This is a genomic window from Salmonella sp. SAL04213 (assembly GCF_046550535.1).
In the GTDB taxonomy this organism is placed as follows: Bacteria; Pseudomonadota; Gammaproteobacteria; order Enterobacterales; family Enterobacteriaceae; genus Salmonella; species Salmonella enterica.
This window is the reverse complement of sequence record NZ_JBGDXS010000013.1, coordinates 15,402-28,615: the sequence shown is the minus strand read 5'-3', so window position 1 is coordinate 28,615 and position 13,214 is coordinate 15,402. Positions and strand designations below refer to the sequence as shown.

General features: G+C 54.0%; 17 protein-coding genes. 13 read left to right on the top strand and 4 right to left on the bottom strand.

Features of this window, described 5'->3' with window-relative positions; translation table 11 throughout:
* Positions 1-15 precede the first annotated feature (15 nt).
* Both ACLJPQ_RS20750 and ACLJPQ_RS20745 read right to left on the bottom strand, forming a co-directional pair.
* Entirely contained in the window at positions 16-165 is a 150-nt protein-coding gene (locus tag ACLJPQ_RS20750) for a hypothetical protein (protein ID WP_001751809.1), read from the bottom strand.
* 59 nt (positions 166-224) lie between these two features.
* Entirely contained in the window at positions 225-524 is a 300-nt protein-coding gene (locus ACLJPQ_RS20745) for a hypothetical protein (RefSeq protein WP_001576358.1), read from the bottom strand.
* Positions 525-579: 55 nt separating this feature from the next.
* On the opposite strand from ACLJPQ_RS20745, the gene metK reads away from it, so the two are divergent.
* The 8 genes from metK to ruvX all read left to right on the top strand — a co-directional run bounded on the left by metK (position 580) and on the right by ruvX (position 7,969).
* Positions 580-1,734: a methionine adenosyltransferase gene (gene metK, locus ACLJPQ_RS20740; protein WP_001062140.1), complete on the top strand. Its 1,155-nt coding sequence runs from the start codon at positions 580-582 to the stop codon at positions 1,732-1,734.
* Positions 1,735-2,226: 492 nt separating this feature from the next.
* A complete protein-coding gene (galP, locus tag ACLJPQ_RS20735; protein ID WP_001113171.1) occupies positions 2,227-3,621 on the top strand; it encodes a galactose/proton symporter in 1,395 nt (464 codons plus the stop codon).
* 78 nt (positions 3,622-3,699) lie between these two features.
* Positions 3,700-4,197 (top strand): SprT family zinc-dependent metalloprotease, encoded by a 498-nt coding sequence (locus ACLJPQ_RS20730; RefSeq protein WP_061423670.1) that lies wholly within the window; start codon positions 3,700-3,702, stop codon positions 4,195-4,197.
* 94 nt (positions 4,198-4,291) lie between these two features.
* On the top strand, positions 4,292-4,999 hold the full coding sequence (endA, locus tag ACLJPQ_RS20725) for a deoxyribonuclease I (RefSeq protein WP_001650639.1): 708 nt from the start codon (positions 4,292-4,294) through the stop codon (positions 4,997-4,999).
* Between the two features lie 76 nt (positions 5,000-5,075).
* Positions 5,076-5,807 carry a 16S rRNA (uracil(1498)-N(3))-methyltransferase gene (gene rsmE / locus ACLJPQ_RS20720; protein ID WP_001222489.1) on the top strand — a complete coding sequence of 244 codons (732 nt, stop codon included), beginning with the start codon at positions 5,076-5,078 and terminating at the stop codon, positions 5,805-5,807.
* A 19-nt stretch (positions 5,808-5,826) separates the two neighbouring features.
* Positions 5,827-6,774, top strand: coding sequence for a glutathione synthase (gene gshB, locus ACLJPQ_RS20715; protein WP_000593243.1), 948 nt, complete (start codon positions 5,827-5,829; stop codon positions 6,772-6,774).
* A gap of 215 nt (positions 6,775-6,989) precedes the next feature.
* Positions 6,990-7,553 (top strand): YqgE/AlgH family protein, encoded by a 564-nt coding sequence (locus ACLJPQ_RS20710; protein WP_001053171.1) that lies wholly within the window; start codon positions 6,990-6,992, stop codon positions 7,551-7,553.
* On the top strand, positions 7,553-7,969 hold the full coding sequence (gene ruvX, locus ACLJPQ_RS20705; protein ID WP_001285491.1) for a Holliday junction resolvase RuvX: 417 nt from the start codon (positions 7,553-7,555) through the stop codon (positions 7,967-7,969). The genes ACLJPQ_RS20710 and ruvX overlap by 1 nt, the downstream gene beginning before the upstream one ends.
* Positions 7,970-8,015: 46 nt before the next feature.
* Here ruvX and ACLJPQ_RS20700 read toward each other — a convergent pair whose 3' ends face one another.
* Together ACLJPQ_RS20700 and ACLJPQ_RS20695 are read right to left on the bottom strand one after the other, a co-directional pair.
* Positions 8,016-8,702 carry an IclR family transcriptional regulator gene (locus ACLJPQ_RS20700; RefSeq protein WP_023260784.1) on the bottom strand — a complete coding sequence of 229 codons (687 nt, stop codon included), beginning with the start codon at positions 8,700-8,702 and terminating at the stop codon, positions 8,016-8,018.
* Positions 8,703-8,834: 132 nt separating this feature from the next.
* Positions 8,835-9,815, bottom strand: a complete 981-nt coding sequence (locus ACLJPQ_RS20695; protein ID WP_001055642.1) for a type IV pilus twitching motility protein PilT — start codon at positions 9,813-9,815, stop codon at positions 8,835-8,837.
* A 17-nt stretch (positions 9,816-9,832) separates the two neighbouring features.
* On the opposite strand from ACLJPQ_RS20695, the gene ACLJPQ_RS20690 reads away from it, so the two are divergent.
* Genes ACLJPQ_RS20690 through hemW form a run of 5 tightly spaced genes read left to right on the top strand, consistent with a single transcriptional unit; the run spans position 9,833 to position 13,139 of the window.
* The gene (locus ACLJPQ_RS20690) at positions 9,833-10,537 is read left to right on the top strand and encodes a YggS family pyridoxal phosphate-dependent enzyme (RefSeq protein WP_000997790.1); all 705 of its coding nucleotides are present in this window, start codon (positions 9,833-9,835) and stop codon (positions 10,535-10,537) included.
* Between the two features lie 18 nt (positions 10,538-10,555).
* The gene (locus ACLJPQ_RS20685; protein ID WP_001094848.1) at positions 10,556-11,122 is read left to right on the top strand and encodes a YggT family protein; all 567 of its coding nucleotides are present in this window, start codon (positions 10,556-10,558) and stop codon (positions 11,120-11,122) included.
* Positions 11,119-11,409: a DUF167 family protein YggU gene (yggU, locus tag ACLJPQ_RS20680; RefSeq protein ID WP_001277203.1), complete on the top strand. Its 291-nt coding sequence runs from the start codon at positions 11,119-11,121 to the stop codon at positions 11,407-11,409. Before ACLJPQ_RS20685 ends, yggU begins: the two co-directional genes overlap by 4 nt.
* Positions 11,410-11,416: 7 nt before the next feature.
* Positions 11,417-12,010 carry an XTP/dITP diphosphatase gene (locus tag ACLJPQ_RS20675; protein ID WP_001174769.1) on the top strand — a complete coding sequence of 198 codons (594 nt, stop codon included), beginning with the start codon at positions 11,417-11,419 and terminating at the stop codon, positions 12,008-12,010.
* On the top strand, positions 12,003-13,139 hold the full coding sequence (gene hemW / locus ACLJPQ_RS20670) for a radical SAM family heme chaperone HemW (protein ID WP_023214414.1): 1,137 nt from the start codon (positions 12,003-12,005) through the stop codon (positions 13,137-13,139). Before ACLJPQ_RS20675 ends, hemW begins: the two co-directional genes overlap by 8 nt.
* Positions 13,140-13,214: the final 75 nt, after the last annotated feature.

The following is a 13,214-nucleotide window of genomic DNA, read 5'->3' as shown; positions in this document are numbered from 1 at the left end:
CAAGAGCGCCCTTGTTCAGTCTTCAGCGCCATTGCCGGCTCTGGAATCCTGAGAAGCGCCGAGATGGGTATAACATCGGCAGGTATGCAAAGCAGAGATGCAGATTGCGGGGGACATGCGCGCACCAGAACGATGCGACAGATTCAGCAGAATACAACGGTTCATTATCTCGTATCACCTCCACGGCCGCCTCGTAAGACGAACCCACAAGCCAAAGCAACGTTTTAACCCGGCTGGAAGTGGCGACACGAAGAAAACGTCGTGTGCTTTTGTATGAGCCGCGCGTCGCGTTTTATACCCAGAACGCAGAAAAAAAGCAAAGCATAAATGCGCATAATGTCAGCATTATCAGAAACGTTTATCGCCTGATTTTGACCGACATTGCGACGGCCTTCAAAAAAAGCTGGAAATTGGGCGAAGAAGTGACCTAAAATAGCCGTCCAGATGTTAATCCATCCATACTGATTAACACTCAGACTGCCAGTGTCAGCGACCTTCAGACTCATGGTAGAATCTTCTGTCATGACTATTCCGCACAACAGTTTGAGCTAACTAAATTCTCCTTAGGTGAAATTAAATATGGCAAAACACCTTTTTACGTCTGAGTCCGTATCAGAAGGGCATCCTGACAAAATCGCAGACCAAATCTCTGATGCCGTGTTGGACGCTATCCTGCAACAGGATCCGAAAGCACGCGTCGCCTGTGAAACCTACGTTAAAACCGGCATGGTTTTAGTTGGCGGTGAGATCACCACCAGCGCCTGGGTCGATATCGAAGAGATTACCCGTAATACGGTGCGCGAAATTGGCTATGTGCATTCCGACATGGGCTTTGACGCCAACTCTTGCGCGGTACTGAGCGCAATTGGCAAACAGTCTCCGGATATCAACCAGGGCGTTGACCGCGCAGACCCGCTGGAACAAGGCGCGGGCGACCAGGGCCTGATGTTTGGCTACGCGACAAATGAAACCGACGTACTGATGCCTGCGCCAATCACCTACGCGCACCGTCTGGTACAGCGTCAGGCTGAAGTGCGTAAAAATGGCACCCTGCCATGGTTGCGTCCGGATGCAAAAAGCCAGGTCACTTTCCAGTATGACGACGGCAAAATCGTCGGTATCGACGCCGTGGTTCTCTCTACGCAGCACGCAGAAGATATCGACCAAAAATCGCTGCAAGAAGCGGTGATGGAAGAGATCATCAAACCCATTCTGCCGTCTGAATGGTTAAATACGTCCACTAAGTTTTTTATCAACCCAACCGGTCGTTTTGTTATCGGCGGCCCGATGGGCGATTGTGGTCTGACCGGTCGTAAGATCATTGTTGATACCTACGGCGGTATGGCGCGTCACGGCGGCGGCGCCTTCTCCGGTAAAGATCCGTCTAAAGTTGACCGTTCTGCAGCTTACGCTGCGCGTTATGTCGCGAAAAACATCGTGGCGGCAGGTCTGGCGGATCGCTGTGAAATCCAGGTCTCCTACGCTATCGGCGTAGCGGAGCCGACGTCCATCATGGTGGAAACGTTCGGTACTGAAAAAGTGCCTGCTGAACAGTTGATTCTGCTGGTGCGCGAATTCTTCGACCTGCGCCCGTACGGCTTGATTCAGATGCTGGATCTGCTGCACCCGATCTACAAAGAAACTGCGGCTTACGGCCACTTCGGTCGCGAAAACTTCCCATGGGAAAAAACCGACAAAGCGCAACTGCTGCGCGATGCTGCCGGTCTGAAATAATCGCCCGCGCCTGACGCTGTTTTTCAGTCAGGTAAACCATACCGTACTTATCAAGGCCAGCGCCCTGCTGGCCTTTATCATTGCTGATACACGCAACGTTATCAGATATTCCAGCGTGAATTTATACTGACCTTTTTGTGATGCGCAGCACAATCCACTCTCCCCTTTCGTTTCTTCGACTACACTTTTTATCATTCAGTTTCAGTCATCATGAAAGCGGTTACATTCATTTTCATTAAGAACTGACCGCCTCACTATCGGTATGCTAATTCTGCGATGAAAATATTACATAATTTTTCAACTTTGTCTGAATACCAGGCGATTGATATGGTTATAAGATTATTAAAACTATTATTTTTCAGATAATTAAATAATCACCGAGATAAATAGTAGTGTAAACGATTACACCATTGTGATTAGCCTCACATCTTTTTACGGCGTACTCACCTACTCTTAACATCGATAAAATTGCTAACCCAACCGGAGGGCATAATGCCTGACAATAAAAAACAAGGGCGTTCCAACAAGGCCATGACATTTTTTGTCTGCTTTCTTGCAGCCCTGGCAGGATTACTTTTTGGCCTGGATATCGGCGTTATCGCCGGTGCTTTACCCTTCATTACCGACGAGTTTCAGATTACCGCACACACTCAGGAATGGGTGGTCAGCTCCATGATGTTTGGCGCGGCCGTCGGCGCTGTCGGCAGCGGCTGGCTCTCCTTTAAGCTGGGCCGTAAAAAAAGCCTGATGATCGGCGCTATCCTGTTCGTCGCCGGTTCGCTGTTCTCCGCTGCGGCGCCTAACGTTGAAGTCCTGATTATTTCTCGCGTGCTGCTGGGTCTGGCCGTCGGCGTCGCTTCCTACACTGCACCGTTGTACCTGTCCGAGATCGCGCCGGAAAAAATTCGCGGCAGTATGATCTCAATGTACCAACTCATGATCACCATCGGGATTCTGGGCGCTTATCTGTCCGATACCGCGTTCAGCTACAGCGGCGCATGGCGCTGGATGCTCGGCGTGATCATCATCCCGGCCATTCTGCTGCTGATCGGCGTCTTCTTCCTGCCGGACAGCCCGCGCTGGTTTGCGGCGAAACGCCGTTTCCATGATGCTGAACGCGTCCTGTTGCGCCTGCGTGACACCAGTGCGGAAGCAAAACGTGAGCTCGATGAAATTCGCGAAAGTTTGCAGGTTAAACAGAGCGGTTGGGCGCTGTTCAAAGAGAACAGCAACTTCCGCCGCGCCGTGTTTCTTGGCATTTTGTTGCAGGTCATGCAGCAATTTACCGGGATGAACGTCATCATGTATTACGCGCCGAAAATCTTCGAACTGGCGGGGTACACGAATACCACGGAGCAGATGTGGGGCACCGTTATTGTTGGTCTGACTAACGTGCTGGCAACCTTCATCGCTATCGGCCTGGTTGACCGCTGGGGCCGCAAGCCGACCCTGACGCTGGGCTTCCTGGTCATGGCGATTGGTATGGGGATTCTGGGTACGATGATGCACATCGGCATCCATTCGCCGTCTGCGCAATACTTCGCTATCGCTATGCTGCTGATGTTCATCATTGGATTTGCGATGAGCGCTGGTCCGCTGATTTGGGTACTGTGCTCCGAAATCCAGCCGCTGAAAGGCCGCGATTTCGGCATCACCTGCTCCACCGCGACCAACTGGATCGCCAATATGATCGTCGGCGCAACGTTCCTGACCATGCTGAACAATCTGGGTAACGCCAACACCTTCTGGGTCTACGCTGGCCTGAACGTACTGTTTATCCTGCTGACCCTGTGGCTGGTGCCGGAAACCAAACACGTTTCGCTGGAACACATTGAACGTAACCTGATGAAAGGTCGTAAACTGCGCGAAATCGGCGCCCACGACTAATCCCTCCACGCTTCCTCCTGCCACAGGAGGAAGCGTTTTTCTTGCAGTCCCTCTTCCGTCGCACTATTCTCTGCCGCTATGAAAACCCCTCGTCTCCCTATCGCTATCCAGCAGGCCGTGATGCGCCGTCTGCGGGAAAATCTCGCCCAGGCGAACCTCAAGCTCAATAGACATTATCCGGAGCCGAAACTGGTGTATACGCAACGCGGCACCTCGGCGGGCACCGCCTGGCTGGAGAGCTACGAAATCCGCCTCAACCCGGTGTTACTGCTGGAAAACATCGACACCTTTATTGCAGAGGTCGTGCCGCATGAACTGGCGCATCTGTTGGTGTGGAAGCACTTCGGACGCAAGGCTCCGCATGGCAAGGAATGGAAGTGGATGATGGAAAGCGTGCTGGGCGTTCCGGCCAGACGTACTCATCAATTTGCGCTGCAATCCGTACGGCGCAACACCTTTCCCTACCATTGCCAATGCCAGCAACATCAACTCACCGTCCGCCGTCATAATCGGGTAGTACGCGGCGAAGCGGTTTATCGTTGCGTTCACTGCGGCGAACCACTGGTCGCCGGGTAGTTCCCGAAACGTCCGGGAACTTTCCTGAGCGGACTGATTGCATACAGACACAACTTTCGTTACGTTGCGGGCTCGTTTTGCTATGGAGTGTGCAATGTACCGTAATTTTTCTTTTGCCGCTGCGTTGCTGGCCGCAGCGTTTTCAGGCCATGCATTGGCCGACGGCATTAACAATTTTTCTCAGGCCAAAGCGGCGAGCGTCAAAGTCAATGCCGACGCGCCCGGCAGCTTTTACTGCGGGTGCCAAATCCGCTGGCAGGGTAAAAAAGGCGTCGTAGACCTGGAGTCCTGCGGCTATAAGGTGCGTAAAAACGAGAATCGCGCCAGACGCATTGAGTGGGAGCACGTTGTCCCCGCCTGGCAATTCGGTCATCAGCGCCAGTGCTGGCAGGACGGCGGGCGAAAAAACTGCGCTAAAGACCCTGTCTACCGCAAAATGGAAAGCGATATGCATAACCTGCAACCCGCGATTGGCGAAGTGAATGGCGATCGCGGCAATTTTATGTATAGCCAGTGGAACGGCGGCGAAGGTCAGTACGGGCAATGCGCCATGAAAGTGGATTTTAAAGCGAAGCTCGCCGAGCCGCCCGCCCGCGCCCGTGGCGCAATCGCCCGCACTTATTTTTATATGCGCGACCAATACCAACTGAAACTTTCCCGCCAACAAACGCAGCTTTTTAACGTCTGGGATAAGCAGTACCCCGTTACCGCCTGGGAGTGCGAGCGCGATGCGCGTATCGCGAAGGTCCAGGGTAATCATAATCCCTATGTGCAACGCGCTTGCCAGGCGCGAAAGAGCTAACCTACACTAGCGGGATTCTTGTTAACCCATGCCCTGGATAGCCAAACGCCGGGGCCATGACGCGGATTTTTTTATTATGCGTATTCCCCGCATTTATCACCCTGAATTGTTGACGTCCGGTACGCAGATTTCGTTATGCGAAGATGCGGCCAACCATATTGGTCGTGTACTGCGCATGGGACCGGGACAAGCGTTACAGCTGTTTGACGGCAGCAATCAGGTATTCGATGCTGAAATCATTAGCGCCAGTAAGAAAAGTGTTGAAGTGCAAGTGATGAAAGGCGAAATCGACGATCGTGAATCGCCGCTGCATATCCATCTGGGCCAGGTGATGTCGCGCGGTGAAAAAATGGAATTTACTATCCAGAAATCGATCGAACTAGGTGTAAGCCTCATTACGCCACTGTTCTCTGAGCGCTGCGGCGTTAAACTGGATAGTGAACGTCTGAACAAAAAGCGCCAGCAGTGGCAAAAGATCGCCATCGCCGCCTGCGAACAATGCGGGCGTAACCGGGTGCCGGAAATTCGCCCGCCGATGGCGCTGGAAGCCTGGTGCGCCGAGCAAGATTCCGGGCTGAAGCTCAATCTTCATCCGCGCGCCCATGCCAGCATCAACACTCTGCCGCTGCCGGTTGAACGCGTCCGACTGCTGATCGGCCCGGAAGGCGGGCTGTCGGCGGACGAAATCGCGATGACCGCGCGCTATCAGTTTACTGATATTCTGTTAGGACCTCGCGTTCTGCGTACTGAGACAACCGCGCTCACCGCCATTACCGCGCTACAGGTGCGTTTTGGCGACTTAGGATGAAGCGTTAACGGAGAAAATAATGATCAAGCTCGGCATCGTGATGGACCCCATCGCACACATCAACATCAAGAAAGACACCAGTTTCGCTATGCTGCTGGAAGCCCAACGTCGTGGTTATGAACTTCATTATATGGAGATGGCCGACCTTTATCTGATTAACGGCGAAGCCCGCGCCCGCACGCGAACGTTGAACGTGGAGCAAAATTACGATAAATGGTACGAGTTCGGCAGCGAGCAGGAGATTAAACTTGCCGACCTCGACGTTATCCTGATGCGTAAAGATCCGCCGTTTGATACCGAGTTTATTTATGCGACCTATATTCTGGAACGCGCTGAAGAGGAAGGGACGCTGATCGTCAACAAACCGCAAAGCCTGCGCGACTGTAATGAAAAACTGTATACCGCCTGGTTTGCCGACCTGACGCCGGAAACGCTAGTAACGCGCAATAAAGCGCAGCTCAAAGCGTTTTGGGAAAAACACGGCGATATCATTATGAAACCGCTGGACGGTATGGGCGGCGCGTCCATTTTCCGCGTTAAGGAAGGCGATCCTAACATAGGCGTTATTGCCGAAACGCTGACCGAGCTGGGCAACCGCTACTGCATGGCACAGAACTATTTGCCCGCTATCAAAGATGGCGATAAGCGCGTCCTGGTCGTCGACGGCGAGCCGGTGCCTTACTGCCTGGCGCGTATTCCGCAGGGCGGCGAAACCCGCGGCAACCTGGCGGCTGGTGGTCGCGGCGAACCCCGTCCGTTGAGCGAAAGCGACTGGGAAATCGCCCGCCGCGTTGGGCCAACGCTTAAAGCCAAAGGGCTTATTTTCGTCGGTCTGGATATTATCGGCGACCGCTTAACGGAAATTAACGTGACCAGCCCAACCTGCGTGCGTGAAATTGAAGCGGAATACCCGATCTCTATCACCGGGATGTTGATGGACGCCATCGAAGCGCGTCTGGCGAAGTAAAGGTTTATTGCCCGGTGGCGTGCGCTTACCGGGCCTGAGCAATCACGCCGCCCCGGTCGGATAAGGCGGCGCATCAGCATCGCCATCCGGCAGTCTATTGCCCGATAAGGCCGCCGTCCTTTGGCAAAAGACGGCTTATATGAGTGACAACCGTCCGCTTTCCCCACATACTGAACGCTGTCGTTTTTTTGAACCAGGAAACAGAACCTCTGACAATGAATTTACAGCATCACTTTCTTATTGCCATGCCTGCGCTCCAGGACCCGATTTTCCGCCGTTCCGTGGTGTATATTTGCGAGCACAACCAGGACGGCGCTATGGGGATTATTGTTAATAAGCCTTTGGAAAATCTGCAAATTGAAGGGATTCTGGAAAAACTAAAAATTACGCCGGAACCGCGCGATTCGGCAATTCGTCTTGATAAAGCCGTGATGCTCGGCGGCCCGCTGGCGGAAGATCGCGGATTTATTCTCCATACTCCGCCGTCACGTTTCGCCTCCAGCATTCGTATCTCAGACAATACCGTGATTACCACCTCCCGCGATGTGCTGGAAACGTTAGGTACCCAACAACAGCCTTCCGATGTACTGGTCGCGCTGGGCTACGCCTCCTGGGATAAAGGCCAGCTTGAACAAGAGTTGCTTGATAACGCCTGGCTTACCGCGCCCGCCGATCTCAATATTTTGTTCAAAACGCCCATTGCCGAGCGCTGGCGCGAAGCGGCAAAACTTATTGGCATTGATATTCTGACCATGCCTGGCGTTGCGGGGCACGCCTGATGAGCGACACCTTACTGGCCTTTGACTTCGGCACAAAAAGCATCGGCGTTGCAATAGGACAACGCATTACCGGCACCGCCCGTCCGCTTCCGGCAATCAAAGCACAGGACGGCACGCCCGACTGGACGCTCATTGAACGTTTGCTGAAAGAGTGGCAGCCGGACGAAATTATTGTCGGGCTACCGCTCAATATGGATGGCACTGAACAACCGCTGACGGCGCGCGCACGTAAATTCGCCAACCGTATTCATGGGCGTTTCGGGGTAACTGTCACGCTGCACGATGAACGGCTCAGCACCGTTGAAGCACGCTCCGGTCTGTTTGAACGAGGTGGGTATCGCGCGCTGAACAAAGGCAAAGTGGACTCGGCCTCCGCCGTGATTATCCTCGAAAGCTATTTTGAACAGGGGTATTAAAGCCGTTTTTGTCAGCAGGCGGATAACGCGGTCACGGTTGCCAGGCTTACTGGGCAATAAGCTGGTTTAATGCCTTCAACGCCTGTAAACGCGCAGCCGCCTCCGCCTCATCAATCCGCCACATTCCCGCAAAGGCCAGCGCTGCGGCGTGCTTGTCTAGCGGTTGCGCCATAGAAACTTCACCATCAGCGTGATGCCACAGCACGTATCCCCGCTGGCGCTGCTGCGCCACATGCGGCGCCAGATTACGCCACTGCTCCGGAGTAAAACGCTGCATTAGCGCCTCATCGCTTTCTGCCGCCAGTAACGCCACTCCTGTTACCGACTGCCAGGCCGGGCACATGCGAAACCCCGCCAGCGCCTGACTTCCCTGCGAACCCGGCGTAGAGTGATAAATATAGATAATCTGGTCTTCCCATAGCACGCCTAATGCCACCACGATGTCTTTGGGCGCATGGCGTTCAAGGATAGGCAACGCATGGGAGAACAGCGCTGAACCACGAATCGCCTGCACCGCCAAAGCATGAATGCCTGGCCCGGGTAAATAGCGTCGGTGCTCATCCTGCATCGTGAGTCCAATAGAGGCCATCGTCATTAACAGGCGATTAACGCGCGTGGTATTAATATCCATCAGCCGGGCAAGCTCGCGACATCCGATAGCACGGTCGCTGGAGACCAGATATTGCAGACAGCGAATGCCATCTATCAGGCTTTGATTCGGTTGTGATGACATCGTTAAATGGCTTCGCTGTGGTTTTAACAAAGCTGCGATTTTAACGCCGGTTCGCCAGGATACAAGCCTGCATGCCGTTCAATCCACCGCGCCAGTCAACACTTTCCTCCCCCCTCTACGCCGCCATCTTCGCTACAGTCGTCCCTGCGCCTGACGCCATTGCGCGCTCTGGGCGAATGTCATCATCCCCTGCTGCTGCCCGGTTTGTATCACGTGGGCCAACTGATGGAGTTTGCCTTCACGGATCAAATTCCCTGTGGCTGGCGTATTAATCAGTAATTCAAACAACGCCACGCGCCCATCCTGCCTGTCGACCTCCAGTTTTTGCGATAGCACAGCGCGCAGACTACCCGCCAGTTGACTGCGTACCGGTTCTTTTTCCTGCGCCGGAAAACTATCCACTAATCTTTCCACCGCCTGCGCCGCACCGCGAGTATGCAGGGTTGCCAGTACCAGATGCCCCGTTTCCGCCGCCGTCAGCGCCAGGCGAATGGTCTCGCTGTCACGCAGCTCTCCCAGTAAAATGACATCGGGATCTTCACGTAACGCCGCGCGCAGCCCGGCGGCAAAAGTGGCGCAATGCTGGCCGATTTCCCGCTGCTGTATCAGGCAACGCTTGCTGGTGTAACGGTACTCAATAGGATCTTCCAGCGTCAGGATATGTTTATCGGCATGTTGATTAAGATGTCCCACCATCGCCGCCAACGTGGTGGATTTCCCGCAGCCAGTAGCGCCAGTGACCAGAATCAGTCCGTTCTCGCTGGCAAGCAGTGCGGGTACTATCGGCGGCGTCTGGATTTCCGCCAGATCAGGACAACGCTCGGGCAATAGCCGTAGCGCCAGCGACGTTCCCTGTTGATGTGTGAACGCACTGGCGCGCAGGCGCCGCGTGCCAGACAGCGAGACGGCGAAATCAAGCTGGCCGTGCGTTCGCCACTGATATTGTTGCGCATCATTAAGCCAATCAAGCAGAAGCCTGTCGACATCAGGCGCGGTAAAAGGCGCGTTCTCCATGCGTCCTTGTTTGCGCCATCGCGCAGGCCAGGCGTTACACAGGTGTAGATCCGAGACGTTATGCTTTACACTAAGCGTCACAATTTCTTCCATATTCATATAAACATCCTCGGAAAATGAACGATATCGCGCATAACCTGGCACACATCCGGGACAAAATCTCCGCTGCGGCGACGCGTTGCGGCCGCTCTTCAGAAGAAGTTACGTTGCTTGCAGTGAGTAAAACCAAACCTGCGAGCGACATCGCAGAAGCCATTGCCGCCGGACAACGGGCATTTGGTGAAAATTATGTACAAGAGGGGGTGGAAAAAATCCGCCACTTTCAGGAAGCGAAAGTGGAAGGCCTGCACTGGCACTTTATTGGCCCTTTACAGTCCAACAAAAGTCGGCTGGTGGCCGAGCATTTTGACTGGTGTCATACCATCGATCGCCTGCGTATCGCCTCGCGTCTGAGCGAACAGCGTCCGGATAATCTGCCGGCGCTAAATGTTCTGATCCAAATTAATATCAGCGATGAAAACAGCAAATCAGGCATTCCGCTGGCGGAACTGGATGAGCTGGCCGCTGCGGTGGCTACACTGCCGCGTCTGCGGCTTCGCGGACTGATGGCGATCCCGGCGCCAGAGTCAGATTATGTAAGGCAGTTTGAAGTCGCACGTCAAATGGCTGTAGCATTTGCCGGGCTGAAAGCGCGCTACCCTGACGTTGATACCTTATCTCTGGGTATGAGCGACGATATGGAAGCCGCGATTGCGGCAGGTAGCACAATGGTGCGCATCGGCACCGCTATCTTTGGTGCTCGTGATTACACAAAAAATTAAGGAAAACTGAGGAACGCCATGAATACGTTGACCTTCCTGCTCTCAACGGTAATTGAGCTGTATACCATGGTGCTATTATTGCGCGTGTGGATGCAGTGGGCCCGCTGTGACTTTTACAACCCTTTTTCCCAGTTCGTGGTGAAAATTACGCAGCCCATCATCGGACCGCTGCGTCGTATTATCCCGCCAATGGGGCCGATTGACAGCGCTTCCCTGCTGGTGGCGTTTATTCTTAGCGTTATTAAGGCGATAGTGCTGTTTAAGGTAATTACGTTTCAGGCGATTATCTGGATTGCCGCGGTGCTTATCTTGCTTAAAACAATCGGCCTGCTGATCTTCTGGGTGCTGCTGGTCATGGCTATCATGAGCTGGGTGAGCCAGGGTCGTAGCCCGATTGAATATGTATTGATTCAGCTTGCCGAGCCGCTGCTCAGCCCGATTCGCCGTATACTGCCTGCGATGGGCGGCATCGACTTCTCGCCGATGGTTCTGGTGCTGCTACTGTATGTCGTTAATATGGGGATCGCTGAAGTCTTACAAGCGACAGGCAACATGTTGCTGCCGGGGCTGTGGATGGCGCTATGAGTGCTGTGACTCGCTGCGAAGACGGTCTGGTGTTACGGCTTTATATTCAGCCGAAAGCCAGCCGCGACAGTATTGTGGGCTTACATGGCGACGAGGTGAAAGTCGCCATTACCGCCCCGCCGGTTGACGGTCAGGCAAACAGCCATCTGATCAAGTTTCTCGGTAAACAGTTTCGCGTGGCGAAAAGTCAGATCGTCATCGAAAAAGGCGAGCTGGGCCGTCACAAACAGGTAAAAATTATTCACCCGCAACAGATCCCGCCGGAAATTGCGGCGTTAACTGAGTAGGTATTCCATGCAAAAAGTTGTTCTCGCAACCGGCAACGCCGGTAAAGTGCGCGAGCTCGCGTCGCTGTTAAGCGATTTTGGGCTTGATGTGGTAGCGCAAACGGAACTGGGCGTTGACTCCGCGGAAGAAACCGGCCTGACGTTTATTGAAAACGCGATTCTCAAAGCGCGCCATGCCGCTAAAATGACCGGTCTGCCCGCCATTGCCGATGATTCCGGTCTGGCCGTTGACGTTTTAGGCGGCGCGCCGGGTATCTATTCCGCGCGCTATTCTGGCGAAAACGCGACAGATCAGCAAAACCTGGAAAAACTGCTGCATACTCTACGGGATGTTCCGGACGACAAACGCCAGGCGCGATTCCATTGTGTACTGGTTTATTTGCGTCATGCCGAAGATCCCACACCGATAGTCTGTCACGGTAGCTGGCCAGGCGTCATTACTCGCCAGGCGGCCGGAAATGGCGGATTTGGCTATGATCCTATTTTCTTCGTACCGTCTGAAGGCAAAACCGCCGCAGAACTGACCCGTGAAGAAAAAAGCGCGATTTCCCACCGAGGACAAGCGCTCAAGCTGCTGCTGGATGCGTTACGCAATGGCTAAACTACCGCCGCTCAGTCTTTATATTCATATTCCCTGGTGTGTACAAAAATGTCCATATTGCGACTTCAATTCCCATGCGTTGAAGGGCGAGGTGCCGCATGACGACTACGTCCAGCATCTGTTAAGCGATCTGGATGCCGACGTCGCCTGGGCGCAAGGGCGTGAAGTAAAGACCATCTTTATTGGCGGCGGTACGCCAAGCCTGCTTTCCGGGCCAGCGATGCAAACGCTGCTGGACGGCGTGCGTGCGCGCCTGAATCTGGCGGCGGATGCGGAAATTACTATGGAAGCGAACCCCGGCACGGTCGAAGCCGACCGCTTCATCGACTATCAGCGCGCCGGCGTAAACCGGATCTCCATTGGCGTGCAGAGCTTTAGTGAGCCTAAGCTGAAACGTCTTGGCCGTATTCACGGTCCACAAGAGGCGATGCGGGCAGCAAGACTGGCAAATGGGCTTGGGCTACGCAGCTTTAACCTCGACTTGATGCATGGATTGCCGGACCAAACGCTGGAAGAGGCGCTGAACGATTTGCGACAGGCAATTGCGCTTAATCCGCCGCATCTCTCATGGTATCAATTGACGATTGAACCCAACACTCTGTTCGGTTCGCGTCCGCCGGTTTTACCGGACGATGACGCTCTGTGGGATATCTTTGAGCAGGGCCACCAGTTATTAACCGCCGCGGGCTATCAGCAATACGAAACGTCGGCCTATGCCAAACCCGGTTATCAGTGCCAGCATAATCTGAACTACTGGCGCTTTGGCGACTATCTGGGTATTGGCTGCGGTGCCCACGGTAAAGTCACCTTCCCGGGCGGCAGGATCCTGCGCACCACCAAAACCCGTCACCCACGCGGTTATATGCAGGGACGTTACCTGGAAAGCCAGCGTGACGTGAGTGATGACGATAAACCCTTTGAGTTCTTTATGAATCGTTTTCGGTTGCTGGAGCGCGCGCCTCGCGCCGAATTTGTCGCCTATACCGGGCTTACGGAAGCGGTTATTCGTCAGCCAATCGACGAGGCTATTGCCCAGGGCTACCTGACCGAATGCGAGCAATACTGGCAGATTACCCGTCACGGTAAACTGTTTTTAAACTCTCTTCTTGAGTTGTTTCTCGCGGAATAACAAGGAATAAGCCTGTAGCGCCAGCGGGTAAAATACCTGATGGCGCGACGCTTACCGACCTGTGGCGGTTAATGC

Coding starts and splice junctions, on each gene's coding strand:
- ACLJPQ_RS20750 (WP_001751809.1), bottom strand. CDS start 165: ATGAACCGTTGTATTCTGCTGAATCTGTCGCATCGTTCTGGTGCGCGC.
- ACLJPQ_RS20745 (WP_001576358.1), bottom strand. CDS start 524: ATGACAGAAGATTCTACCATGAGTCTGAAGGTCGCTGACACTGGCAGT.
- metK (WP_001062140.1), top strand. CDS start 580: ATGGCAAAACACCTTTTTACGTCTGAGTCCGTATCAGAAGGGCATCCT.
- galP (WP_001113171.1), top strand. CDS start 2,227: ATGCCTGACAATAAAAAACAAGGGCGTTCCAACAAGGCCATGACATTT.
- ACLJPQ_RS20730 (WP_061423670.1), top strand. CDS start 3,700: ATGAAAACCCCTCGTCTCCCTATCGCTATCCAGCAGGCCGTGATGCGC.
- endA (WP_001650639.1), top strand. CDS start 4,292: ATGTACCGTAATTTTTCTTTTGCCGCTGCGTTGCTGGCCGCAGCGTTT.
- rsmE (WP_001222489.1), top strand. CDS start 5,076: ATGCGTATTCCCCGCATTTATCACCCTGAATTGTTGACGTCCGGTACG.
- gshB (WP_000593243.1), top strand. CDS start 5,827: ATGATCAAGCTCGGCATCGTGATGGACCCCATCGCACACATCAACATC.
- ACLJPQ_RS20710 (WP_001053171.1), top strand. CDS start 6,990: ATGAATTTACAGCATCACTTTCTTATTGCCATGCCTGCGCTCCAGGAC.
- ruvX (WP_001285491.1), top strand. CDS start 7,553: ATGAGCGACACCTTACTGGCCTTTGACTTCGGCACAAAAAGCATCGGC.
- ACLJPQ_RS20700 (WP_023260784.1), bottom strand. CDS start 8,702: ATGTCATCACAACCGAATCAAAGCCTGATAGATGGCATTCGCTGTCTG.
- ACLJPQ_RS20695 (WP_001055642.1), bottom strand. CDS start 9,815: ATGAATATGGAAGAAATTGTGACGCTTAGTGTAAAGCATAACGTCTCG.
- ACLJPQ_RS20690 (WP_000997790.1), top strand. CDS start 9,833: ATGAACGATATCGCGCATAACCTGGCACACATCCGGGACAAAATCTCC.
- ACLJPQ_RS20685 (WP_001094848.1), top strand. CDS start 10,556: ATGAATACGTTGACCTTCCTGCTCTCAACGGTAATTGAGCTGTATACC.
- yggU (WP_001277203.1), top strand. CDS start 11,119: ATGAGTGCTGTGACTCGCTGCGAAGACGGTCTGGTGTTACGGCTTTAT.
- ACLJPQ_RS20675 (WP_001174769.1), top strand. CDS start 11,417: ATGCAAAAAGTTGTTCTCGCAACCGGCAACGCCGGTAAAGTGCGCGAG.
- hemW (WP_023214414.1), top strand. CDS start 12,003: ATGGCTAAACTACCGCCGCTCAGTCTTTATATTCATATTCCCTGGTGT.